This window comes from Pantoea dispersa, from assembly GCF_014155765.1.
Classification (GTDB): domain Bacteria; phylum Pseudomonadota; class Gammaproteobacteria; order Enterobacterales; family Enterobacteriaceae; genus Pantoea; species Pantoea dispersa.
The window spans coordinates 1,079,457-1,103,440 of sequence record NZ_SCKT01000001.1 but is presented as its reverse complement, the minus strand read 5'-3'; the positions used below and the strand labels follow the sequence as shown (position 1 = coordinate 1,103,440).

Here is a 23,984-nt window from a genome sequence, read left to right as displayed (position 1 = left end):
CTGGGGGAAACTGACTGATGAAAATGCTTTTAACCGCCATCGCGCTGGCGACCGGCCTGACGGCGAGCGTCGTCCAGGCAGCGGACGCCATTCCGACGCAAAAAATGGATCAGGCGCTGCACGATCGGCTGCCGGCGCAGATCAAGCAGGCTGGCAAAATGATCTCGGTAAACAACGGCTCCTTTCCGCCGTATGAAATCGTTAACGGGCCGCACTCAATGGATGGCGCCTCGGCCGATCTTACCGTGGCGCTCGGCCAGCTGCTGGGCGTGAAAATTGAACACGCGACGGTGAGCGGTCTGTCCGGCGTACTGGCCGGTATTAATTCCGGACGCTATCAGATGGCCATCGGGCCGATAGGTGATTATCCGGATCGCCAGCAGAAGGTGGACTTCATCGACTACGTGCAGGAGTTCGTGGTGTTTGGCGTGCAGAAGGGCAATCCGGCGCACATCAACGGTCTGGCAGATACCTGCGGCAAGCGCATCGCGGTAATGGCGGCCGGTTCGGCGGAGCAGGTGATCCGCAAACAGTCAGCCGCCTGTGAGGCTGCGGGCAAACCTGCAGTCGTGGTGCAGTCCTTTACCGATCAGCCTTCGTCGATACTGGCGGTGCGCTCGAAGCGTTCGGATGCCTTCTTTTCCTCGCAGGCGCCGCTGACCTACTTCATTGAGCAGGCGCAGGGGCAGCTTGAACTGTCTGGTCAGGGGCAGAAAAATGGCTTTGGCGATATCTTTCAGGGCACGGTCGTTCCCAAAGGCTCGCCGCTGGGCGAGGTGGTGCTGGATGCCTACAAAGAACTGTTTGCCAACGGCACCTACGCGGCCATCATGAAAAAATGGCAGCTGGACGGCAACATGCTGCCGCAGCCGGGACGTAACCTGGCGCAGGAGACGGCAAAATGAGTGCCGTCGGCCCCAACGCGCGCCCCACGGATCAGGGGGACGTGACGCAGCGCGACGTCGCTTTTGCCCGTAGCGCGCCCGCGTATGGACGCTGGGTTAGCTGGATCGTGGTCCTGACGCTGGCAGCGAATGGTCTGTGGCTGGTGGCGACCAATCCCAATTTTGAGTGGCACGTGGTGCTGCAGTGGTTTACCGAAGGCTCGGTGCTGAAAGGGCTGCAGGTGACGCTCGGGCTGACGGTGGTGTCGATGGTGCTGGGCACCCTGCTGGGGCTGCTGCTGGCGGTCTGGCGGCTGTCAGAGAATAAACTGCTGAGCGGCGTGTCGGCGCTCTACATCTGGTTCTTTCGCGGTACGCCGCTGCTGGTGCAGCTGATATTCTGGTACAACCTGTCGACACTGTTTCCCACGCTATCGATCACCGTGCCGTGGACGGACATCACCTTTGCCAGCTGGAATACTAACGATCTGATCACGCCGCTGACTGCCGCCATCGCCGGTCTGGCGCTCAACGAGGCTGCCTATATGGCGGAGATTATCCGTGCCGGCCTGCTGTCGGTCGATCACGGTCAGGTTGAAACCACTCAGGCGTTTGGCATGAGCCGCAGCCGCGCGCTGCGGCGTATCATCATTCCACAGGCGATGCGCGCCATTATTCCCCCGACCGGCAACCAGCTGATTAGCATGATCAAAGCCACGTCGCTGGTGAGCGTCATCGCGATGGGCGATCTGCTCTATTCGGTGCAGGCCGTTTACAACCGTACCTTTGAAATCATTCCGATGCTGATGGTGGCAGTGATCTGGTATCTGCTGATTACCTCGATCCTCAACGTCGGCCAGTCAGCCATTGAGCGCTACTACGCGCGCGGCAGCAAACGTACCGTGGTGGTGAACAAACGACGCGCCAGCAGTGACACGGCGCTAGCCGCGGCCCCGCGTTTAAAGGAGGACGTATGAGCGAGAGTCAGCCGCTGGTGCGCGCGCGTAATGTGCAAAAGAGCTTCGGTGATAACGCGGTGCTGAAAGGCATCGACCTTGATGTGTTTCCGGGCGAAGTGGTGGTGATTCTCGGGCCTTCGGGCTCCGGCAAGTCGACCTTTCTGCGCTGCATTAATCATCTGGAAGAGATGAATGCCGGCTCGATTATGGTGGGCGACGAGCAGATTGGTTATGCGCTAAAGCGCGGCCTGCTGCATCGCCTGTCGGCGCGGAAAATTGCCCATCAGCGGCAGAAAATCGGCATGGTGTTTCAGCAGTTCAATCTCTATCCCCATATGACGGTACTGCAAAACATCATGGAAGCGCCGATTGGCGTGCACAAGTTCCCACGTGATGAGGTGCTGCAACACGCGCGTGAGCTGCTGGCAACGGTCGGATTGAGCGATAAAGCCGACGCCTGGCCGCGACATTTGTCGGGGGGACAACAGCAGCGCGTGGCGATCGCCCGTGCGCTGGCGATCAAACCGCTGCTGATGCTGTTCGATGAACCGACCTCAGCGCTGGATCCGGAGCTGGTGGGGGAAGTGCTGGCTACCATGCGTACCTTAGCCAATCGCGGCCTGACCATGATTGTGGTAACGCATGAGATTGGCTTTGCGCGTGAAGCCGCCGATCGCGTGGTGTTCATGGATGGTGGCGTGGTGGTGGAACAGGGACCGCCAGAGCAGGTGATTGGCAATCCGCAGCATCCGCGTACCCAGGCGTTTCTCAGCCGCTTTATCTGACCGTGAGATCTCACTCTGTTACAGATTGCAGTTGAGCGTGGTGAATAACTGCGCGTTAATAGTGCTGTCCGTTTTTCGCGAAGGTTGAAAGGTAAAATATGGAAGGTATCAGTATTGCCAAACTGCTGATCATCGGTGCGCTTATCGTACTGCTTTTTGGCACCAACAAGTTACGTTCACTGGGTGGCGATCTGGGTTCCGCAATCAAGGGCTTTAAAAAAGCCATGAAAGATGATGAATCCACCGCAACCAAAAGCAGTGCCGAAGAAACGCCTGCTGAACGCGTCGGCCATAAAGAGTAATCTCTGCGCTGAACGTCAATAAGTGTAAATATTTATTACGTTAAAAAACCAGACTGCCACAGTCTGGTTTTCGTTTTTTAGTGCCAGACAATGTGATGTTCCAGCGGTTCATCCCAGCCTGGCAGGTTGCCACCATGATCGCCGCTGGCGGTCAGTGTGCTGTCAGCGCTGTGCCACTCATCCAGCCATGCTTCGCTGAAGGTCAGCGGCAGAAGAGCGGGCGCAATATCATCCTGCTGCATCGCCAGTTCCATCAGTGCACAATCAATCGCGCTGAGATCGCTGTCATCAATCGGCGTGATAATAGCGGCAGGCTGCGGCAGTATGGTAATCAACTTATTGTAACGGCTGCTGACATGCCCCTGTTCATCGACGAACTCTGCGCTGAAAACATGCTGTGCCGCGCTTAAATCGGCGGGCTGAGCGAACTGCCAGTGACCCTGTGCGTCGCCCGTTACCACTTCAATCAGCACATTATCGATATAAATATGCACCTGAGCGCCCGCCGCCAGCGTGCCGCTAAACATTTTCGGCTCACCGCTGTCATCGTAATCCACCGCATAGTCGTGTTGCTGTATGTCGCGCAGCACAGCCACCTCTGGCAGACTCAGCGGCTGCCGGGCTGGGAGCGTGGGGACAGGCGACGGGTGGAGCGTCTGATGTTCAGCGGCATACCATGCCGCAGGCAGCGCGCTGACCAGCGACAGCGCCGGGCTGAGCGCCGGAACCTCAGGCAGGCTGTGCCAGACGCTCTCGCCGCCGGCCTGCAGCGCTGACTCCTGCGGCGGCAGCGCTGGCAGCAACGGCGTTTCATCCGGCGTTACGCTGCGCAGTTCGGTGAACGGCAGTGTGGGCGCGGGCGCAGACGCAGGCTGCGCGCTTTGCGGCAGGTGCAGATGAATTTCGTCGTAGCGGTGGTCGATGCTGATGGCGGTTGCAAGAAACGCCAGTTCGCACGACGCATGGGGCGTCACGAACGGATTAGTGATATCCATGGGCGTGGTACGCGCTTTTAGCGCATCCAGGCTTTCGCCCGACGCGCCGCTTCGCGGTCTACCAGAGGATGGACCTGACACATCCGCCGCCCGCATAAAATCGAGCTCATCGATATGAAAGGATGATTGCATAATCTGACCTTTATGAAAAAAACACTGAGAAAATAAAATAATAAACAGGCTCTTATGGCCTCAGCGGTTAAAGCGACAGATTTGCGACAGGAATTAAGCGGTTTAAGCAGAATTTTTGCAATTGCGCCGCAGCAGGGCGCAATCGCGGCAGGAGATTACTTCACTTCCAGGCCTTTGGCCTGCATATCAGCGTGATAAGACGAGCGGACGAACGGACCGCAGGCGGCGTGGGTAAAGCCCATCGCCAGCGCTTCCTCTTTCATCTCATCAAATTCAGCCGGGCTGACGTAACGCTGCACCGGCAGATGGTGACGGCTTGGCTGCAGATACTGGCCGAGAGTCAGCATGGTGACACCGTGGCGACGCAGATCGCGCATCACCTCGATGATTTCCGCATTGGTTTCCCCGAGACCGACCATCAGACCGGATTTGGTTGGCACGTCCGGATGCGCCTCTTTGAAACGCTCCAGCAGCTTCAGCGACCACTCATAGTTAGCGCCCGGACGCACCTGACGATAGACGCGCGGTACGTTTTCCAGGTTATGGTTGAACACATCCGGCGGGGTCGCCGTGAGGATCTCCAGCGCGCGATCCATACGGCCGCGGAAGTCCGGCACCAGCGTTTCAATTTTAATGGTCGGGCTTTTCTCGCGGATGGCGCTGATGCAGTCAGCAAAGTGCTGTGCACCGCCGTCACGCAGATCGTCGCGGTCCACCGAGGTGATCACCACATAGCGCAGCGCCATGTCGGCGATGGTTTGTGCCAGCTTCAGCGGCTCGTTGGCGTCCGGCGCGTTTGGCCGACCGTGTGCCACATCGCAGAACGGACAGCGGCGGGTACAGATGGCACCGAGGATCATAAAGGTGGCGGTGCCGTGGTTAAAGCATTCGGCAAGGTTAGGGCAGGAAGCCTCTTCACACACCGAGTGCAGGCCGTTTTTACGCATCGCCGCTTTGATGCCCTGAATGCGGCTGGAATCCGCAGGCAGCTTGATCTTCATCCACTCCGGCTTACGCAGGATTTCCTGGCGTTCGGTGACCACGGTTTTTACCGGAATCAGCGCCATTTTGTCGGCATCGCGATACTTGACGCCACGTTCCATCTGAATTGGTTTACTCATAAATCTGCAGGTTCCGGTCGGGATTGCGATTTGAAAGCTTCCTCACTCAAACTGAGAACCAGGCTTTCAACTTTATTTGAAAAAATTGCAAAAATTATATCATCTCGCCGGGACAGAAGCAGCCGATAAGCCGTGGCGAAAGTTACAATTTTGTAAATGCGCACGTACGGTCAAGGTCAGTACGCGGCCTCATCATGCCATTCCGTGTCGCTAAAGCCGGTCAGGCGCGCGAAATGCTGCACCAGGCGCGGTTGCACGTCCGCCGGCGTGACGTCGGGCCGGAAGGCGCTGATCTGCGTCATCTGCATGCCGGCATAGCCGCAGGGATTGATGCGCAGGAAGGGCGCCAGATCCATCGCGACGTTGAGCGCCAGACCGTGAAACGAGCAGCCTTTGCGGATGCGCAGGCCGAGCGAACAGATTTTCGCATCGCCAACGTATACGCCGGGCGCATCCGCACGCGCACGCGCGCTGATGTCGTAATCAGCCAGCGTAGCGATGACCGTCTCTTCCAGTGCGGTGACCAGATCGCGCACGCCCAGCTTGCGGCGTTTAACGTCAATCAGGACATACATCACCTGCTGGCCCGGGCCATGATAGGTTACCTGGCCGCCGCGATCGCTCTGTACCACCGGAATATCGCCCGGCACCAGCACATGTTCGGCTTTGCCCGCCTGGCCCTGAGTAAACACCGCGGGGTGTTCCACCAGCCAGATTTCATCGGCGGTGGCGCTGTCGCGCCGATCGGTAAAGTGATGCATGGCATCGGAGACGGGCTGCCAGTCGCGCTGGCCAAGCTGACGAACAAGAAGCGTATTAGCAGACAAAGCAGAAGTCCGGTAGCGAGTGGAGGGCAGAGTATAACGCTGGCAAAGCGGCCTTTACCAGCGTCAGCATTACAGCACCATGCGCACGATTTCGATGTTGCCCAGCTCTTCGTACAGGGTTTCCACCTGTTCGATGTGGGTGGCGTTAATGGTGATCGACACCGAGTGATAATTGCCTTTGCTGCTGGGCTTCACGTCAGGGCTGTAGTCGCCGGGCGCATGACGCTGCACCACTTCAACCACTTGATCAACCAGCTCCGGTTGCGCCAGGCCCATCACTTTGTAGGTAAAAGGCGTCGGGAATTCGAGCAGTTCATTCAGTTTGGTTTTCATATTAACTCCGGTGCATAAAAAACAGGCTCCCGCCGAAGCGGGAGCAATATAGTAGCTTATCTGGGGACGGATTGGCGATTTTTCAAGCGCGCCTTAGCCGAACCAGTGATGGAACATCAGTTTGATGTAATCGATGATGCGGCTGAAGAAACCGCCTTCCTGCACTTCGTTCAGCACCACCAGCGGACGCTGTTCAATGGTTTTACCATCCAGCTGGAAGTTGATGCTGCCCACGACCTGGTTTTTCTGCAGCGGCGCGTGCAGTTCGGTGTTGTTCAGCACGTAACTGGCCTTGAGGTCTTTCATGCGGCCGCGCGGGATGGTCAGGTAGGCATCTTTTTCCACGCCGAGCTGCACGCGATCGCTGTTGCCAAACCATACCGGCTCAGACGCAAACTCTTTGCCCGCCTTCAGCGGTGCCACGGTTTCGAAAAAGCGGAAGCCCCAGGTCAGCAGCTTTTTACTTTCGGTTTCACGGCCTTTGAAGGTGTGACCGCCCATCACCGCCGAGATCAGACGCATCTGGCCTTCGGTCGCTGACGCCACCAGGTTGTAGCCGGCGGCTTCGGTGTGGCCGGTTTTGATGCCGTCGACGTTCAGGCTGGTATCCCACAGCAGGCCGTTACGGTTCATCTGGCGGATGTTATTAAAGGTGAACTCTTTCTCTCTGTAGACCGCGTACTCATCCGGCACATCGCGAATCAGCGCCTGGCCAATCAGCGCCATGTCACGCGCCGTACTGTACTGACCATCAGCATCAAGACCGTGCACGGTCTGGAAATGGGTATTTTTCAGGCCCAGCGCGCCCACGTAGTTGTTCATCAGGTTAACGAACGCGTCCTGGCTGCCGGCGACGTAATCGGCCATCGCCACGCAGGCGTCGTTACCGGACTGCAGCACAATACCGCGCGTCAGCTGAGAGACCGGTACGCGATCGCCCGGCTTGAGGAACATCAGCGAGGAGCCTTTGAACACCGGATTGCCGGTTGCCCAGGCATCTTTACCGACGGTAACAATGTCATCCTGATGGATTTTGCCCGCTTTGACCGCCTGGCCGATGACGTAGCTGGTCATCATTTTGGTCAGACTGGCCGGGTCGCGGCGCGCGTCCGCGTTCTTTTCCGCCAGCACTTTGCCGGAGTTATAGTCGATCAGCACGTAAGCTTCGGCATCGATGTCCGGCACGCCCGGAATCATGGTTTTCAGATTAACATCATCTGCAAAGGCAACGTGGCTGAGGGAGAGAGCGACCAGTGATCCCACTGTCAGGCGTTTCAGAAAACGAGAAGGTTTCAGCGTATTCATGTTCAGGACTACAGCATCCGTGGGGTTAAGAGTGAAAAAAGTGCCTTACTATAGCAAAGCTGCCATCGTGCGACATCTGGCTTTATGCCTCAGTGTCAGCAGGCAAGGGCACGGCCCGTCACATTGACGGGCGGGCCGTGGTAATAAAGGAGCTGATCTGCGCTTCAGTGCTCAGACGCTGCTGCAGCGCCGCGGCCTGAGCCCGGCTGCTGAAACCGCCAAGCTGCACGCGGTAGACGTTGCCATTGGCTTCCACCGCGCCGGGTACACCAAAGCGCTGGCCAAGGCTGTCCGCCATCTGCCGGGCGCGTGCGGCATCATTCAGGGCGCCAACCTGTACCACAAAACCGCTGCCGGCATGGGCGCTGGCGTTATGGCTGGCCAGAGCCGGACTCGCTGCCGCTGCCGCAGCTGGTGCGGCAGGGCTGGCGACAACCGGTGTGGCCGGCGCGCTGCCTTCCAGTACGCCGCTGGCTAACGGCTGCGGTGCGCCGAGAAAGCCGCTGCTCTGCACCGGTGCACCGATGTTGCCGTTGCTCTGCAGTGAACTGTTATCCACCGCGCGGACATCCTGTGCGGCAGGCGCTGGCGCGCTGCTGGCGCCGGTCATCACCATGCCGCCGCTCAGGTCAGGGCGCGCCGGCAGCGCATAGCTCTGTTTGGCCACGGTGGTGCCGATGGTGCCCGGGCCGGACACCGAACCGTCCGGTGCTACTTTGATGTAATCCACCCGTACGCGGGTGTTATTGGAAATATTCAGGCGATCGCCCGCGGCGCGCGACAGGTCGATAATCCGGCCCGGCGTGTAAGGGCCGCGATCGTTGACGCGCACCACAATCTGCCGGCCGTTAGCCAGGTTGGTGACGCGCACGTAGCTTGGCAGCGGCAGGGTAGGGTGTGCGGCGCTTAACGCGTCCGGATCGTAGGTTTCACCCAGCGCGGTGCGGTTGCCCTGCGCCTCTTCGCCGTACCAGGTTGCCAGACCAACTTCACTGTAGTTAGACGGATCTTTAATCACCCGGTAGGTTTTGCCGTTGACGCTGTAGTCCTGGCTGGTAGAAGGATTGATCGGCTCATAGCGCGGCTCCACGCCGGGAATCTCCACCACCGGGCCATTGTAGGCCGGCTGCGGCGGGGCCGTGTTCGTCTGCTGTTCCGGTGTGGAACAGGCAGCCAGTACCAGTGATGCCAGAGCAACCCCAAGCCAGTCCTTACGCATGTGCAGCCTCTTAAACGCTTTTAGATAACATTTTTCGATGAGTGTGGATCGACATCACGATGCCAAATCCGGCCATTAACACAATCAGCGCCGATCCGCCGTAGCTCACCAGCGGCAGCGGCACGCCAACCACCGGTAAGATACCACTAACCATGCCAATGTTAACGAAAACATACACAAACAGAATCAGCATCAGGCCGCCGGACATCACGCGACCAAAGGTGGTTTGCGCGCGTGCGGCAATCACCAGCCCGCGCATGATCAGCAGCAGATAAAGCACCAGCAGCAGCAGGACGCCCACCAGGCCGAGCTCTTCCGCCAGCACCGCGAAGATAAAGTCGGTGTGACGTTCGGGCAGAAACTCCAGCTGCGACTGGGTGCCATGCAGCCAGCCTTTGCCGCGCAGGCCGCCGGAGCCGATAGCAATCTTGGACTGAATAATGTGGTAGCCGGCACCGAGCGGATCGCTCTCCGGATCGAGCAGCATCATCACACGGTCGCGCTGATAATCGTGCATCAGGAAGAACCACAGAATCGGGATGAACGCCGCCACCAGCAGCACGGCCACGCCAATCAGCTTCCAGCTCATGCCCGAGAGGAACAGCACAAACAGGCCGGAGGCGGCGATCAGAATGGAAGTACCGAGGTCCGGCTGCGCCGCCACCAGCAGCGTCGGCATGAAAATCAGCACCAGCGCGATGCCGGTGTTTTTCAGCGTCGGCGGGCAGACATCGCGGTTGATGAAGCGTGCCACCATCAGCGGCACGGCGATTTTAGCGATTTCCGACGGCTGAAAGCGCACAAAACCGAGATCCAGCCAGCGCTGTGCCCCTTTACTGATGTGGCCGAAGGCATCGACCGCCACCAGCAAAATCACACAGACAATGTAGAGGTAGGGCGCCCAGCTTTCATACACGCGCGGCGGCACCTGCGCCATCACCAGCATGATGATGGTGCCCATGGCAATCTGCCCGAGCTTGCGCTCCATCATGCCCGGATCCTGGCCGCTGGCGCTCCAGATAACAATGGCGCTGTAGGCCAGCAGGCTGATGATGATCAGCATAAACAGCGGGTCGATATGGATACGCGTCCAGATCGTTCTTTTCTGGGGACTATCGTTCATCGACATCGTTATTCACCTTCGTAGCCGGGCGGCATGGGTGCGGCTTCTGGCAGCACGGTATTGTTGTCGCCCAGCATTATGTGGTCGAGAATCTGGCGCATCACGGTGCCCACCGCCGGGCCGGCACCGCCGTTTTCCAGAATCATGGTGACGGCGACGCGCGGCTTGTCGTACGGCGCGAAGGCGGTCATCAGCTTATGGTCACGCAGCCGTTCGGCAATTTTATGCGCGTTGTAAGTCTCATTCTCTTTCAGGCCAAACACCTGTGCGGTACCGGATTTCGCCGCAATCTTGTACGGTGCATCGGCAAAGCTTTTATGCGCGGTGCCGTTGGCGCGGTTGGCCACGCCATACATCCCGTCTTTGGCGATCTCCCAGTAGCCGGAGTGAATGTCGCCAATCGGCGCATCCGGCGGCTGGCGATACGGCACCATGCTGTTGCCTTCACGGGTGGCACGCAGCAGGTGCGGCACTTTAATCACGCCGTCGTTAATCAGGATCATCAGCGCTTTGTTCATCTGCACCGGGGTCGCCGTCCAGTAGCCCTGGCCGATACCGACCGGAATGGTATCGCCCTGATACCACGGCTTCTTGAAGCGCTTCATCTTCCATTCGCGCGTCGGCATGTTACCGGGGCTCTCCTGCGGCAGGTCGATACCGGTACGGTGGCCGTAGCCGAATTTGGTCATCCACTCCGACAGGCGGTCGATGCCCATGTCATAGGCCACCTGATAGAAGAAGGTATCCGCCGACTCTTCCAGCGATTTGGTGACGTTGAGGCGACCGTGGCCCCACTTTTTCCAGTCGCGGTAGCGTTTTTCCGAGCCCGGCAGCTGCCACCAGCCCGGATCGAACAGGCTGGTATTGCGGTTGATCACGCCGGCGCTGAGCGCTGAGACCGCCACATAAGGTTTAACCGTGGAAGCTGGCGGATACGATGCCTGCAGCGCACGGTTATACAGCGGGCGGTTCTCATCGCCGAGCAGCGCCTTATAATCTTTACTCGAAATACCATCGACAAACAGATTCGGATCGTAACTGGGTGTGGAGACCAGCGCGAGAATCTCACCGGTGCGCGGATCGCTCACCACCACGGCGGCGCGGCTGCCGGTCAGCAGGGTTTCGATGTACTGCTGTAGCTTGAGATCGATGGTTAACCAGATATCGCGTCCGGCCTGCGGTGACTGCTCATGCAGCTGACGGATCACGCGACCGCGGTTGTTGACTTCAACCTCTTCGTAACCGGTTTTGCCGTGCAGCACATCTTCGTAATAGTTTTCGATGCCGAGCTTACCGATGTCGTGGGTGGCGGCGTAGTTCGGCCATTTGCCTTCTTCATCAAGGCGCTTGACGTCACGATCGTTGATTTTCGAGACGTAGCCCACCACGTGCGTCAGCGTCTGGCCGTAAGGGTAGTAGCGGCGCTGGTAGCCTTTCACTTCCACGCCCGGGAAACGGTACTGGTTCACTGCAAAGCGCGCGACCTGCACTTCATTCAGGCCGGTTTTGACCGGAATCGAGGTAAAGCGGCGCGAGCGCTTGCGCTCTTTTTCAAACGCATCGATATCGTCGTCGGTCAAATCCAGCACCGGCCGCAGATCCTGCAGCGTCTGCTTCAGGTCATCGACTTTTTCCGGCACCAGCTCGGCCTGGTAAATGGTGCGATTGAGCGCCAGCGGCACACCGTTGCGGTCATAGATGATGCCGCGGCTGGGGGCAACCGGCACCAGTTTGATGCGGTTTTCGTTTGAACGGGTGCTGTAGTCGTCGAAGCGCAGGATCTGCAGATGATACAGATTGACCACCAGCACGCTGGAGAGCAGCAGGATGCCGACAAAGGCCACCAGGGCGCGGCGGACAAACAGTTTCTGTTCGGCAGTGTAATCGCGAAAAGCGTTGCTCTGTAATTTCATCCGCTGCGTTTATTGTCTGGAGGTTGTCAGGCGTTTATTCACGGTGATAAGGGTGATTGGTGGTAATACTCCAGGCACGATACAGGCTTTCCGCCACCAGCACACGCACCAGCGGGTGCGGCAGCGTTAACGCGGACAGTGACCAGCTCTGCTCGGCTGCCGCTTTACACGCCGGCGCCAGACCTTCCGGCCCACCAATCAGCAGGCTGACATCACGCCCGTCCAGCTTCCAGCGCTCTAACTGCTGCGCCAGCTGCGGCGTTTCCCACGGCTGTCCGGGAATATCCAGCGTCACAATGCGGTTGCCTTTGCCCACCGCCGCCAGCATCGCTTCACCCTCTTTTTCCAGAATGCGTTTGATGTCGGCGTTTTTGCCGCGTTTACCGGCCGGCACTTCAGTCAGCTCAAACGGCATATCTTTGGGAAAGCGACGCAGGTACTCCATGAAACCGGTCTGAACCCAGTCGGGCATTTTGGTGCCGACGGCGACAAGCTGCAGTTTCAACGTTTAGCTCCAGAGCTTTTCCAGCTCATACAGCTGGCGGCTCTCTTCCTGCATCACGTGCACGATCACTTCACCGAGATCGACCACAACCCAGTCAGCAGCCGCTTTGCCGTCGACGCCGAGCGGTTTCAGGCCAGCCGCGCGCGATTCCTGCATCACATGGTCAGCGATGGAGGAGACGTGACGGTTGGAGGTCCCGGTACAGATAATCATGCAATCGGTGATACTGGATTTGCCCTGCACATCAATCGCAACGATGTCCTGGCCTTTGAGATCATCAATCTTATCAATAACGAACTCTTGGAGTGCTTTGCCTTGCAAAAGGTTCCCCTTAAAAACAGGTGATTATGGGCAGGCTGAATGCCCCGGAAAACGCAGCCAAAAATGAAGCGGCGCAGTATAGCACGCGGCGATCAATCGCGATATAAGCCCGCGCGATCGATGTAGTCGATCACCGCCGCCGGCAGCAGATCGGCGCAGTCCAGGCCATGATGGCGGCGCTGGCGAATCTCAGTGGCAGAAATGTCGAACAGCGGCGTGTCGGCCAGCCAGATGTGGCCTGCTGGTGCGCGATGCAGCTGCTGCACTTCATGCGCGCGGTGCGCATCCAGCCACTGCTGCATCTCTGGCGTAGCCATCTGCGCGGCGTAGCCTGGACGCTGACAAACCAGCAGGTGACACAGCGACAGCAGCTCCTGCCAGCGATGCCATTTTCCTAACGTTAGCAGAGAATCCTGACCGATGATAAACCCCAGGGGCTGTTGTGCACCGCGCTCGGCGCGCAGGGTTTCCAGCGTGTCCACCGTCCATGACGGCGTGGTGCGCGTCAGCTCGCGCGTGTCGATATCAAATAGCGGACGATCGGCAATGGCGCAGCGCAGCATCGCCACGCGCTGTTGTGCGCTGGCTTCCGGCTGTGGCCGGTGCGGCGGCACGTTGTTCGGCAGCAGCGTCACTTTTTGCAGGCCAACCTGCTGCGCCAGCGCGGTGACCGGACGCAGATGGCCGAAATGAATTGGATCGAAAGTGCCGCCAAACAGCGCGTAAAGGTCAGACATCGGTTAAACCCAGCGGAAAATCACGATGGCACAGCAGCAATGACAGCGTCTCCAGCTGCGGCCACAGATTCTGACCGTAGTCCTGCTTCATGGTCAGTTCGAGTTGAGCCAGCAGATGCACCGCTTGCTGCAGCCGTTGCGCATCCAGTCGCTGCAGCGCTTCAGTGAACAGGGCACGGCGGTTCTGCCAGATACGCTGTTGATCCATCAGCGTGCGCAGCGGCTGCTTCGCCTGCTGGCGTTGCAGCTGCAGTAGCGTCAGCAGATCGCGCTGCAGCGTGCGCAGCAGAATCACCACTTCGCTGTCCTCTTTTTGCAACTGACGCAAAATGTGCAGCGCGCGTTTGCTCTTGCCGGCCAGCAGCGCATCAACCCAGTGAAACGGCGTGAAATGCGCGGCATCGTTCACCGCTTCTTCCACGCGGGGCAGCGTCAGTTTGCCGTCCGGCCACAGCAGCGACAGCCGCTCCAGCGCCTGGGCCAGCGCCAGCAGATTACCTTCATAACAGTAGCAGAGCAGCTGAATTGCCGCGTCATCAATACTCAGCTGCAGGGCTTTCGCGCGGGCGGCTACCCAGCGCGGCAGCTGCGCCTGTTCCGGCGTCTGGCACGGCACCAGCACCGCACTGGCGCTGAGCGCTTTGAACCAGGCGCTGTTTTCCTGCGCTTTGGTCAGCTTCGCCATCCGCAGCACCAGCATAATGTCGCTGTGCAGCAGCGCGGCCAGTTTCACCAGCTGTTCGGCGATGGCGGCATTGGGGCCGTTTTCCGGCAGTTGCAGCGTCAGCGTCTGGCGCTGTGTGAACAGGCTCAGCGACTGACAGCTGGCGAAAATCGCCTCCCAGTCAGTCTGCGCATCAACGCTGACGGAAAAATGCTCGTCGAAGCCCTGCTGAGCGGCGGCGGCGCGGATGGCATCTGCGCTCTCCTGAATCAGCAGGGGTTCATTACCGGTGAGAAAATAACAGGCGCGCAGCCCCTCTCGAAGCTGCGCGCGCAGTTGTTCAGGATAGATCCTGATCATTGCAGACTGGTGGCTGACGAGGAGGGCACTTCCGGTGAGTCCGCACCTGGCGCAATCACTTCAGGTTGCGGCAGCGTCTCTTTGTTGCTCTCCTGCGCGGCGTGCACCGTCAGCAGCTTACGCACCAGCTGCTCGGCGGCGCGCTGACGCATCTCCTGCACGATCATATCCTGCTCGGCATCCTTCGCCAGCGCGGCGTTCGGGTTGTCGAAGAACGAACGGTACACCGTGGTGCTGATCGGATAAATGCCTTTACCCGGCAGCAACACCTGCGCGCTGACGGTCATCACCAGCGAGTATTCGGCGGTGGTGCCGCTGATGAATACCGACGCGGTGTCGCGTCCCTGACTCTCCGCGCCGAGACGCAGCGTCGGGTATTGCGCACTGGCCGCTTTGCTGTCTTCAACGATTTTGACATCGTTGATGCGCAGCTGCTGACGCACGGTGCGCGCCAGCGGGCCATACGGATCGCCGCTCTGGACGATCAGCGTTTTCATTTCCGGTGGCACCTGCGTGGTGCCGCGCGGATGAAAACCACAGCCGGCAGTGACCAGCACTGCCAGCAGGACAAACAGCCTGATAACGAGTTGTCGCACAGTTCCTCCTGAACTTAACCTACGACCAGGTTAAGCAGTTTGCCAGGGACATAAATCACTTTACGAAGGGTGACGCCATCGAGATATTTCGCCACCAGATGCTCCTGTGCCGCACGCGCCTGCACCTGTTCCTGCGTCGCATCCGGCGCCACGGTAATTTTACCACGCACTTTACCGTTGACCTGCACCACCACCAGCAGCGAATCCTCTACCATTGCTGCTTCATCGGCAACCGGCCAGCTGGCGTCGTCGATGCTGCCTTCGCCACCCAGTGCCTGCCACAGCACGTAGCTGGCGTGCGGGGTGAATGGGTAGAGCAGGCGCGTTACGGCGACCAGCGCTTCCTGCATCAGGGCGCGATCCTGTTCGCTCTCCTGCGGCGCGCGCAGCAGTTTGTTCATCAGCTCCATGATCGCCGCAATCGCGGTGTTGAAGGTCTGACGACGGCCGATGTCATCCGCCACTTTGGCGATGGTTTTGTGCAGATCGCGACGCAGCGCTTTCTGCTCATCGTTGAGCGCGTTGACATCCAGCGCCACGGTCGCGCCTTTAGCCACGTGATCGTACGCCAGCTTCCATACGCGTTTCAGGAAGCGGTTAGCGCCTTCCACGCCTGACTCCTGCCACTCCAGCGTCATTTCCGCCGGGGAGGCAAACATCATGAACAGACGCACGGTATCTGCGCCGTAGCGCTCAACCATCAGCTGCGGGTCGATGCCGTTGTTTTTGGACTTCGACATTTTGCTCATGCCCGCGTAGATCACTTCGCGGCCCTGATTGTCGATGGCTTTGGTGATGCGGCCTTTTTCGTCGCGCTCGACGTTAACGTCAACCGGAGAAACCCAGTTGCGCTCGCCGTTGGCGCCGACGTAATAGAAGGCGTCTGCCAGTACCATGCCCTGGCACAGCAGGCGTTTGGCCGGCTCGTCAGAGTTGACCAGGCCCGCGTCGCGCAGCAGCTTGTGGTAGAAGCGGAAATACATCAGGTGCATGATGGCGTGTTCGATACCGCCCACATACTGATCGACCGGCAGCCAGTAGTTCGCTGCCGCCGGATCCAGCATGCCTTCGTTGTAGTTCGCACAGGTGTAACGCGCGTAGTACCACGATGATTCCATAAAGGTGTCGAAGGTGTCGGTTTCACGCAGCGCCGGCTGACCGTTAACGGTGGTTTTTGCCCACTCCGGATCGGCTTTGATTGGGCTGGTGATACCGTCCATGACCACGTCTTCCGGCAGAATTACCGGCAGCTGATCTTCTGGGGTTGGCATCACGGTGCCATCTTCCAGCGTCACCATCGGAATTGGCGCACCCCAGTAGCGCTGGCGTGACACACCCCAGTCGCGCAGGCGATAGTTCACTTTACGCACGCCGACGCCTTTGGCCGCCAGCGCATCGGCGATGGCATTGAAGCCGGCGTCGTGGTCCAGACCGTCAAACTCGCCGGAGTTGAACAGCGTGCCTTTTTCGGTCATCGCTGCGGCGCTGATATCCGGCGCGGTACCGTCGAGGTTGAGTACCACCGGCTTGATGTTGAGATCATATTTGGTGGCGAATTCCCAGTCGCGCTGGTCATGACCCGGTACGGCCATCACGGCACCGGTGCCGTACTCCATCAGCACGAAGTTAGCGACCCAGACCGGAATCTCCTCGCCCGTCAGCGGATGGATAGCGTGCAGGCCGGTGGCCATGCCTTTCTTCTCCATCGTGGCCATGTCCGCTTCGGCGACTTTGGTGTTGCTGCATTCAGCAATGAAGTCAGCCAGCGCCGGGTTGTTGACGGCAGCCTGGCGTGCCAGAGGATGACCGGCTGCCACGGCGACATAGGTTGCCCCCATGAAGGTGTCCGGACGGGTGGTGTAAACCGTGACTTTTTCCGCGCTGTTGGCCACGTCAAAGGTGATCTCGACACCTTCAGAACGGCCAATCCAGTTGCGCTGCATGGTCTTGACCTGCTCCGGCCAGTCTTCCAGCTTATCGAGGTCGTTGAGCAGCTCTTCGGCGTAATCGGTGATTTTCACGAACCACTGCGGGATCTCTTTGCGTTCGACTTTGGTGTCGCAGCGCCAGCAGCAGCCATCGATCACCTGTTCGTTCGCCAGTACGGTCTGGTCGTTCGGGCACCAGTTGACCGCGGAGGTTTTTTTGTAGACCAGACCTTTTTCGTACAGTTTGGTGAAGAACCACTGTTCCCAACGGTAATACTCAGGCTGACAGGTCGCCAGTTCGCGACTCCAGTCATAGCCGAAGCCCAGCAGTTTCAGCTGGTTTTTCATGTATTCGATGTTGTCGTAGGTCCAGGGCGCTGGCGCAGTGTTGTTTTTCACCGCCGCCCCTTCGGCGGGCAGGCCAAAGGCATCCCAGCCAATCGGCTGCAGGACGTTTTTGCCCAGCATGCGCTGGTAGCGCGCAATTACATCGCCAATGGTGTAGTTACGCACGTGGCCCATGTGCAGGCGGCCAGAAGGATAGGGCAGCATAGACAGGCAGTAGTATTTCTCTTTGCCTTCCTGCTCGGTCACTTTGAAGGTTTCGTTTTCGTCCCAGTGCTGCTGGACGCGGGATTCTATCTCTTCCGGGCGGTATTGCTCTTGCATGGCTGCCTGTGGTCCTTGTGAAATCGTTTTTTAAACACTTTTGATCCGCATAGCATACCCATAAGGCCGCCCCTCAACAACAATTGACGCCCTCCGGCGGCGTGATTTGTGCGGAATGCGCCAGCGCTTTCACCCTTTTGCGATTTCCTCTGCGCTAAGCGCAGCAAATATGGCAAAGCGGCTAAACTTAACTCAGCATCCGCAGCGGAAAGGAGAACAAAATGAATAATGTGGCGCAGGAGTATCGTGCAACGGTAGCAGCATTAACCCAGCGGCTGGAGCGTGGCGAGCGTGATGTCGACGCACTGGTCGCCGAGGCGCGTAGTGCGCTGCTGCAGAAACAGACGCTGACCACCGCCGAAGTCGACGAGGTCATGCGCGCGGTGCGGCGCGATTTGCACGAGTTCGCGCTCAGCTATCAGGAATCCAGCGAAGCGCTCGGCGATTCAGTGTTTCTGCGGGTGATCCGTGAAAGCCTGTGGAAAGAGCTGGCCGATATCACCGATAAGAGCCAGCTGGAGTGGCGCGAAGTGTTCCAGGATCTGCGGCATCACGGCGTGTATCAGAGCGGCGAAGTGGTGGGACTGGGTAACCTGGTGTGTGAAAAGTGCGGCTTTACCCGGGCGATTTACACCCCGGAGAGCCTGACGCGCTGCCCGGAGTGCGGCCACGATCAGTTCCAGCGTCAGCCGTTTGAGCCCTGAATTATCACCGTGCTCTGAAGCAAAAAAGTATTGTTGCTGAAGGCGTGCGGACTGTCAGAAGGGAACCTGAACACGCCCGGATCGGCAAAACCCGCATCCCTGCGTGCCTCGACACGCGGCATCCCTGCCGCGTGACGTCCGGCTTAGTTCAGGATCCCTTCTGCCGTAAAAAACAGGTGCGGCGGTATGCGCGCATTTAGTTACCGCGATGATGAAGCTTAATGGTGCGCAAGGCATAGCGCCTTGCGGCAGCCTCCGCGCCAGGGAAGGCGCGGCGGCAGGCTCCAGGAGGATTCATGCCGGTGCGGCAAGACGCTATGCCTTGCGCAGTCGGGTACCACATCACAGCAGCAATATATCGATTTTGGTGAAGGGCAGGAGGGGCAAGACAAGCCCTGACGCTGGCGGTCCGTGGACCGCCAGCATTGTGGGTATTAGTGCAGGATTTTCGCCAGGAAGTCTTTGGCACGTTCGGACTGCGGATTGCTGAAGAAGTCATCCTTGTTGGTGTCTTCAACGATCTTCCCTTCATCCATAAAGATGACGCGATTCGCCACTTTGCGTGCAAAGCCCATCTCGTGCGTCACCACCATCATCGTCATGCCCTCGTTGGCTAACTCCACCATCACATCCAGCACTTCGTTGATCATCTCCGGATCCAGTGCGGAAGTCGGTTCATCGAACAGCATGGCGATAGGATCCATGCACAGCGCACGGGCGATGGCGACGCGCTGCTGCTGACCGCCAGACAGCTGACCAGGGAATTTCTCCGCATGCGCCGCCAGACCCACGCGCTTCAGCAGCGCAAGACCTTTCTCGCGCGCGGCAGTTTTGTCACGCTTCAGCACTTTCACCTGCGCCAGCACCAGGTTATCAATGATGCTGAGGTGCGGGAACAGTTCGAAGTGCTGGAACACCATGCCCACTTTGCTGCGCAACTGGGCAAGATTGGTTTTCTTGTTGTTCACTTCGGTGCCGTTCACCTGAATGCTACCCTGCTGCACGGGCTCCAGTCCGTTCACCGTTTTAATCAGCGTCGATTTGCCGGAACCGGACGGCCCGCAGACCACCACCACTTCACCTTTCTTCACCTCGGTGGAGCAGTCGGTCAGCACCTGAAAGTGCCCATACCACTTAGAAACATTTTTCAGGCTAATCATTTAAACCGTCCTTTTTCTTTTCAGATAGCTAACCAACAGCGAAGCGCTCAGGCTGATCACGAAATAGACCAGACCGGCAAACAGAACCATTTCAACCTGGGTACCGTCACGTTCACCAATGGTGGACGCGGTACGGAAGAAGTCCGCCAGGCTTAACACATACACCAGCGAGGTATCCTGGAACAGCACGATGCCCTGCGTCAGCAGCAGCGGCACCATGGCGCGGAACGCCTGCGGCAGGATGATCAGCTTCATCGACTGCCACTGCGTCATGCCCAGCGCCAGCGCGGCGTTGGACTGGCCGCGCGAGATGCTCTGGATGCCGGCGCGGATAATCTCCGAGTAGTAGGCGGCTTCAAACAGCGCGAACGCCACCATGGCGGAGATCAGCCGGATATCGGTTTTCGGCGACAGCCCAAGCACCTGTTGCAGGAAGCTGGGGACCACCAGATAGAACCACAGCAGCACCATCACCAGCGGCACCGAGCGGAACAGGTTTACATACAGTTTGGCGAACCAGCGGATCGGGGCGAACGCGGACAAACGCATCACCGCCAGAATAGTGCCCCAGATAATGCCAAACACCACCGCCACCGCCGTGATTTTCAGCGTAATGATCATGCCGTTCAGCAGATAGGGCAGGCTGGGCGGAATCGAACTCCAGTCAAAATCGTACATTATTTGCCTCCCAGGTTGCCGGGCAGGCGGATTTTGCGTTCTACCAGACTCATAATCAGCATGATCACCAGGTTAATACCGACGTAGGCCAGGGTGATAGCGGTGAAAGATTCATAGGCATGCGCCGAGTAATCCAGCAGCTTGCCCGCCTGCGCCGCCAGGTCGACCAGACCGATGGTAGAGGCGATGGCGGAGTTCTTCACCAGGTTAAGCATTTCCGAGGTCATCGGCGGCACAATCACGCGATAGGCGTTAGGCAGCAGCACGTAGCGGTAGGTCTGCGGCAGCGTCAGGCCCATCGCCAGACCGGCGTTTTTCTGGCCGCGCGGCAGCGACTGAATCGCGGCGCGCACCTGCTCACACACGCGTGCGGCGGTGAACAGACCGAGACAGATGGTCGAAGAGAGGAAAAACTGGATGTTCGGGTCCAGTTCAGCCTTAAACCACATGCCGAGCTTCTCCCCGACCAGTTCTGGCGCCACCAGATACCAGAAGAAGAACTGCACGATCAGCGGGATATTACGAAACAGCTCCACGTAGCAGGTGCCAATCGTGGACAGCCAGCGATTAGGCACGGTACGCAGAATGCCAAAGAAGGAACCTACCAGGAAGGCGATAATCCAGGCGCAGCAGGAGACCGCGACGGTCACCTGAAATCCGGACCACAGCCAGCCGAGGTAAGTCGTATTGCCGAACGGAGCCTGCTGTAAAAAGATGCCCCAGTTCCAATCGATACCCATAACGAGCTCCGGTAAAAAAAGGGTAGCGAGGCTACCCATAAGATTGTTGAGCGGTGTCTTGTGTCCTGCTTCAGGGGAACGGCCTGTTACAGTCTGTCTGTCCGCACCGCGTGTTCAGCAATCGAGAGGGCAGCAGTGTCGCCCTTGTTTTCATTGTTAATTCAGAGTGCTTTGTCGTTCGGTGCTTTAAACAGCGCCTGCATGTCAGAAGACAGCTCGAAGTTCAGGTTCAGGTTCTTCGGCGGAATTGGCTGTTTGAACCAGGTATCGAACCATTTGGTGGCTTCACCCGATGTCTGCGCTTTGGCGATGGTGTCATCCATCAGCTGTTTAAACGGCGCATCGTCTTTACGCAGCATGCAGCCGTAGGCTTCTTTGGACTGCGGCGTGCCAGTGATTTCCCAGTTATCCGGTTTCTTCGCCTTGGCACGTTCACCGGCCAGCAGCGCGTCATCCATCATGAAGGCCACTGCGCGACCGGTTTCCAGCGTGCGGAACGAGTCACCGTGATCTTTCGCGCTGATGATGCGCATATCCATTTTCTTCTCGTCATTCAGCTTGCGCAGCAGAATCTCAGAGGTGGTGCCCGAGGTGACGACCACGGTTTTGCCTTTCAGATCGGCGAAATCTTTAATGTCGCCACCTTTTTTCACCAGTAGACGCGTACCGATGATGAAGATGGTGTCAGAGAACGCCGCCTGCTGCTGACGTTCTACGTTATTGGTGGTCGAGCCACACTCGAAATCGTAGGTGCCGTTCTGCAGCAGCGGAATACGGTTTTGTGAGGTGATCGGCAGCATTTTGACCTGCAGATCCGGCTTATTCAGTTTCGCTTTGATGGCGGCAACAATGGCGTTGGAGTAGTCCTGCGAATAGCCCACCACTTTCTGCTGGTTGTCGTAGTAAGAAAAGGGAACGGATGACTCACGGTGCCCCACGACAATCACGCCACTATCATTGATTTTTTTCAGGGTGCCGGTGAGATCTTCCGCCTGGGCCGCGCCCGCTGCTGCGCCCAACAGCAGAAGCGATAATGCCACTTTGCGAATCTGCATGTTCCTACTCCTTCGTGTGAATGTTGCGCAGAACATAAACTGCGCAGATTGTGATGTTGTGTGTATTTCCTGCTGCTTTTTTAATTATCCCTTAGCGCAACTGCGCGCAGGATAGTGATTAACATAGCGAATTGTTAACGTAATGAAACAAAAAAGTTCGTTTTTTGCGAGCCGCTCCGCACCAATAAGAGGCAAAAAACAGCCTCTGCGCCAATTAAGTGCGCTTCGGTGCCAGATCATGGTGCGCAAACGTGGCATTACGCTGACAAATCACGGATGTTGCTAAAACCACTGAAATAATTAGCAATGATCGTGCCAGTACGCGGAGAGCGGGCAAAAAGGCAGCAGAAAGTGGTGGTGACTAAGGATAAAGGGAGCGGAAAACTGCGCAGAAAAAAGGCGAAGCCTGCGCTTCGCCTGGTAAAAGGGGGCGGGATATCAGGTGCGGCGGCGTAAAATCGCCAGCACGATGCCCGCCAGCGTCAGCAGCCATACCGGCCAGATACCGACGCGTGCATACGGCGTTTCCCCGCTGGCAGGCGTGACTGTTGCGCTCAGCACTTCGCGGGTGAACTGCGGGATGATGTTCTCCACGTCTCCCTGCGCATTCACCACTGCGGTAACACCGTTGTTCGTTGAGCGCAGCAGCGGGCGACCCAGCTCCAGCGCACGCATGCGCGCCATCTGGAAATGCTGCCACGGACCAATCGAATGACCGAACCAGGCATCGTTCGATACCGTCAGCAGGAAGTTGGTGTCCGGACGGAAGTTGGCGCGCACCTGTTCGCCCAGCACGATCTCATAGCAAATGGCGCTGGTGAGGTTGTAGCCCGCCACTTTCAGCTGCGGCTGCAGGTAGGCGCCACGGCTGAACGAGGACATCGGCAGGTCGAAGAACGGCGCCAGCGGACGCAGCAGACCTTCCAGCGGCACAAACTCGCCAAACGGCACCAGATGATTTTTCTGGTAGCGGTTGCGGCTCTGATAGCTGTAAGGCTGCGCGCCGCCCAGCACAATCACCGAGTTGTAATCGTGATAGCGGTTGTCGCTCTCCACGCGCGAATCAACAATGCCGGTGATCAGCGTGCTGCCGCGCGCGCGCAGTTCGTCATCCAGCGCATGCAGAAACGGCTGCTGATTACTCTCCAGATCGGTAATTGCCGACTCCGGCCAGATGATGATGGGCGCTTTGCCGATAAACGGCTTGCTGTATGCGGTATAGACGCGCAGCGTGGTCAGCAGCTGCTGCGGATCCCACTTCATTGACTGCGGAATATTGCCCTGCACCATCGCTACATTGACGCTGCGCTGCGGCAGCGGCTGATACCACTGCAGCATCCGCAGTGGCCAGGGCAGCAGCAGCAGCGCGACGGCGATAATCAGGTTTTTCACGCTGCGGTGATAGCAGGCCGAGGCCAGCAGACCGGCAATCACCATCAGCAGGAAGGTGATGGTTTCCACGCCAGCCAGCGGCGCCAGGCCTTTCAGCGGCCCATCGATCTGGCTGTAGCCAAACTGCAGCCACGGAAAGCCGGTCAGCACCCAGCCGCGCAGAAACTCGGTGATCTGCCACAGCGCCGGTGCCGCCAGCGCCATGCGCCACAGCGTGGCTCGTGGCCAGAAGCGGTTCAGCAGCAGGGCAAACAGCAGCGGGTAGAGCGCCAGATAGGCGGCGAGCAGCACCACGAGGAACACATTGACCGGGCCGGGCATGCCGCCAAACGTCGCAATGCTGACGTACACCCAGTTGATGCCGCTACCGAACAGGCCAAAGCCCCAGGCAAAACCGATGCCTGCCGCCTGCGCGCTGCGGCGATCCAGCAACAGCAACTGCAAACCAGCCAGAGAGAGCAGGGCGGCGGGCCAGAAATCATACGGGGAAAAGGAAAGGGTGCCCGCGGCACCCAGAATTAATGCCAGCAGCAGGCGAACCCGCTGCTGCGAGTAGAGAGAGGCTAATGCCATAAAA

The 23,984-nt window shown here is 58.5% G+C and carries 24 protein-coding genes; 5 read left to right on the top strand and 19 right to left on the bottom strand.

Annotation, left to right across the window (positions count from 1 at the left end; translation table 11 throughout):
• Positions 1-17 precede the first annotated feature (17 nt).
• The 4 genes from H7K56_RS05315 to tatE all read left to right on the top strand — a co-directional run bounded on the left by H7K56_RS05315 (position 18) and on the right by tatE (position 2,930).
• Positions 18-905 carry an ABC transporter substrate-binding protein gene (locus tag H7K56_RS05315; protein WP_150360914.1) on the top strand — a complete coding sequence of 296 codons (888 nt, stop codon included), beginning with the start codon at positions 18-20 and terminating at the stop codon, positions 903-905.
• On the top strand, positions 902-1,861 hold the full coding sequence (locus H7K56_RS05310; protein ID WP_150360915.1) for an amino acid ABC transporter permease: 960 nt from the start codon (positions 902-904) through the stop codon (positions 1,859-1,861). The genes H7K56_RS05315 and H7K56_RS05310 overlap by 4 nt, the downstream gene beginning before the upstream one ends.
• Positions 1,858-2,628, top strand: coding sequence for an amino acid ABC transporter ATP-binding protein (locus H7K56_RS05305; protein WP_150360916.1), 771 nt, complete (start codon positions 1,858-1,860; stop codon positions 2,626-2,628). Before H7K56_RS05310 ends, H7K56_RS05305 begins: the two co-directional genes overlap by 4 nt.
• 98 nt (positions 2,629-2,726) lie before the next feature.
• Positions 2,727-2,930, top strand: a complete 204-nt coding sequence (tatE, locus tag H7K56_RS05300; RefSeq protein WP_010618871.1) for a twin-arginine translocase subunit TatE — start codon at positions 2,727-2,729, stop codon at positions 2,928-2,930.
• 77 nt (positions 2,931-3,007) lie between these two features.
• Here the strand turns inward: tatE and H7K56_RS05295 are convergent, their stop codons facing one another.
• The 14 genes from H7K56_RS05295 to leuS form a co-directional block, all read right to left on the bottom strand.
• A complete protein-coding gene (locus H7K56_RS05295; protein ID WP_150360917.1) occupies positions 3,008-4,057 on the bottom strand; it encodes a hypothetical protein in 1,050 nt (349 codons plus the stop codon).
• Positions 4,058-4,212: 155 nt separating this feature from the next.
• Positions 4,213-5,178 carry a lipoyl synthase gene (gene lipA / locus H7K56_RS05290; RefSeq protein WP_058757902.1) on the bottom strand — a complete coding sequence of 322 codons (966 nt, stop codon included), beginning with the start codon at positions 5,176-5,178 and terminating at the stop codon, positions 4,213-4,215.
• A gap of 176 nt (positions 5,179-5,354) precedes the next feature.
• The gene (lipB, locus tag H7K56_RS05285; protein WP_125309959.1) at positions 5,355-6,005 is read right to left on the bottom strand and encodes a lipoyl(octanoyl) transferase LipB; all 651 of its coding nucleotides are present in this window, start codon (positions 6,003-6,005) and stop codon (positions 5,355-5,357) included.
• Between the two features lie 69 nt (positions 6,006-6,074).
• Positions 6,075-6,338: a DUF493 family protein YbeD gene (ybeD, locus tag H7K56_RS05280; RefSeq protein ID WP_010618866.1), complete on the bottom strand. Its 264-nt coding sequence runs from the start codon at positions 6,336-6,338 to the stop codon at positions 6,075-6,077.
• Between the two features lie 93 nt (positions 6,339-6,431).
• The gene (gene dacA / locus H7K56_RS05275) at positions 6,432-7,643 is read right to left on the bottom strand and encodes a D-alanyl-D-alanine carboxypeptidase DacA (RefSeq protein ID WP_021508587.1); all 1,212 of its coding nucleotides are present in this window, start codon (positions 7,641-7,643) and stop codon (positions 6,432-6,434) included.
• Between the two features lie 118 nt (positions 7,644-7,761).
• On the bottom strand, positions 7,762-8,862 hold the full coding sequence (gene rlpA / locus H7K56_RS05270) for an endolytic peptidoglycan transglycosylase RlpA (protein WP_021508586.1): 1,101 nt from the start codon (positions 8,860-8,862) through the stop codon (positions 7,762-7,764).
• Between the two features lie 10 nt (positions 8,863-8,872).
• Positions 8,873-9,985, bottom strand: coding sequence for a peptidoglycan glycosyltransferase MrdB (mrdB, locus tag H7K56_RS05265; RefSeq protein ID WP_031279886.1), 1,113 nt, complete (start codon positions 9,983-9,985; stop codon positions 8,873-8,875).
• A gap of 8 nt (positions 9,986-9,993) precedes the next feature.
• On the bottom strand, positions 9,994-11,898 hold the full coding sequence (gene mrdA / locus H7K56_RS05260) for a peptidoglycan DD-transpeptidase MrdA (protein WP_021508584.1): 1,905 nt from the start codon (positions 11,896-11,898) through the stop codon (positions 9,994-9,996).
• 34 nt (positions 11,899-11,932) lie between these two features.
• Entirely contained in the window at positions 11,933-12,403 is a 471-nt protein-coding gene (gene rlmH, locus H7K56_RS05255; RefSeq protein WP_058757899.1) for a 23S rRNA (pseudouridine(1915)-N(3))-methyltransferase RlmH, read from the bottom strand.
• Between the two features lie 3 nt (positions 12,404-12,406).
• The gene (gene rsfS, locus H7K56_RS05250; protein ID WP_021508582.1) at positions 12,407-12,724 is read right to left on the bottom strand and encodes a ribosome silencing factor; all 318 of its coding nucleotides are present in this window, start codon (positions 12,722-12,724) and stop codon (positions 12,407-12,409) included.
• A gap of 92 nt (positions 12,725-12,816) precedes the next feature.
• Positions 12,817-13,461: a nicotinate-nucleotide adenylyltransferase gene (nadD, locus tag H7K56_RS05245; protein WP_150360918.1), complete on the bottom strand. Its 645-nt coding sequence runs from the start codon at positions 13,459-13,461 to the stop codon at positions 12,817-12,819.
• On the bottom strand, positions 13,454-14,485 hold the full coding sequence (gene holA, locus H7K56_RS05240; protein WP_021508580.1) for a DNA polymerase III subunit delta: 1,032 nt from the start codon (positions 14,483-14,485) through the stop codon (positions 13,454-13,456). Before holA ends, nadD begins: the two co-directional genes overlap by 8 nt.
• Positions 14,482-15,081 carry an LPS assembly lipoprotein LptE gene (gene lptE, locus H7K56_RS05235; RefSeq protein WP_021508579.1) on the bottom strand — a complete coding sequence of 200 codons (600 nt, stop codon included), beginning with the start codon at positions 15,079-15,081 and terminating at the stop codon, positions 14,482-14,484. Before lptE ends, holA begins: the two co-directional genes overlap by 4 nt.
• A 14-nt stretch (positions 15,082-15,095) precedes the next feature.
• Positions 15,096-17,678: a leucine--tRNA ligase gene (gene leuS, locus H7K56_RS05230; protein ID WP_058769436.1), complete on the bottom strand. Its 2,583-nt coding sequence runs from the start codon at positions 17,676-17,678 to the stop codon at positions 15,096-15,098.
• A gap of 221 nt (positions 17,679-17,899) precedes the next feature.
• On the opposite strand from leuS, the gene H7K56_RS05225 reads away from it, so the two are divergent.
• Positions 17,900-18,382, top strand: a complete 483-nt coding sequence (locus H7K56_RS05225) for a zinc ribbon-containing protein (RefSeq protein ID WP_021508577.1) — start codon at positions 17,900-17,902, stop codon at positions 18,380-18,382.
• Between the two features lie 434 nt (positions 18,383-18,816).
• Here H7K56_RS05225 and H7K56_RS05220 read toward each other — a convergent pair whose 3' ends face one another.
• From H7K56_RS05220 to lnt, 5 genes are all read right to left on the bottom strand, one after another.
• Positions 18,817-19,542, bottom strand: a complete 726-nt coding sequence (locus H7K56_RS05220; protein ID WP_021508576.1) for an amino acid ABC transporter ATP-binding protein — start codon at positions 19,540-19,542, stop codon at positions 18,817-18,819.
• On the bottom strand, positions 19,543-20,220 hold the full coding sequence (gltK, locus tag H7K56_RS05215; RefSeq protein ID WP_021508575.1) for a glutamate/aspartate ABC transporter permease GltK: 678 nt from the start codon (positions 20,218-20,220) through the stop codon (positions 19,543-19,545). It lies immediately after the preceding gene.
• Positions 20,220-20,960 carry an amino acid ABC transporter permease gene (locus tag H7K56_RS05210; RefSeq protein ID WP_021508574.1) on the bottom strand — a complete coding sequence of 247 codons (741 nt, stop codon included), beginning with the start codon at positions 20,958-20,960 and terminating at the stop codon, positions 20,220-20,222. The genes gltK and H7K56_RS05210 overlap by 1 nt, the downstream gene beginning before the upstream one ends.
• Before the next feature lie 161 nt (positions 20,961-21,121).
• Complete coding sequence (locus H7K56_RS05205) at positions 21,122-22,015, bottom strand: glutamate/aspartate ABC transporter substrate-binding protein (RefSeq protein WP_021508573.1); 894 nt, start codon at positions 22,013-22,015, stop codon at positions 21,122-21,124.
• Positions 22,016-22,453: 438 nt separating this feature from the next.
• A complete protein-coding gene (gene lnt / locus H7K56_RS05200; protein ID WP_150360919.1) occupies positions 22,454-23,980 on the bottom strand; it encodes an apolipoprotein N-acyltransferase in 1,527 nt (508 codons plus the stop codon).
• Positions 23,981-23,984 lie beyond the last annotated feature (4 nt).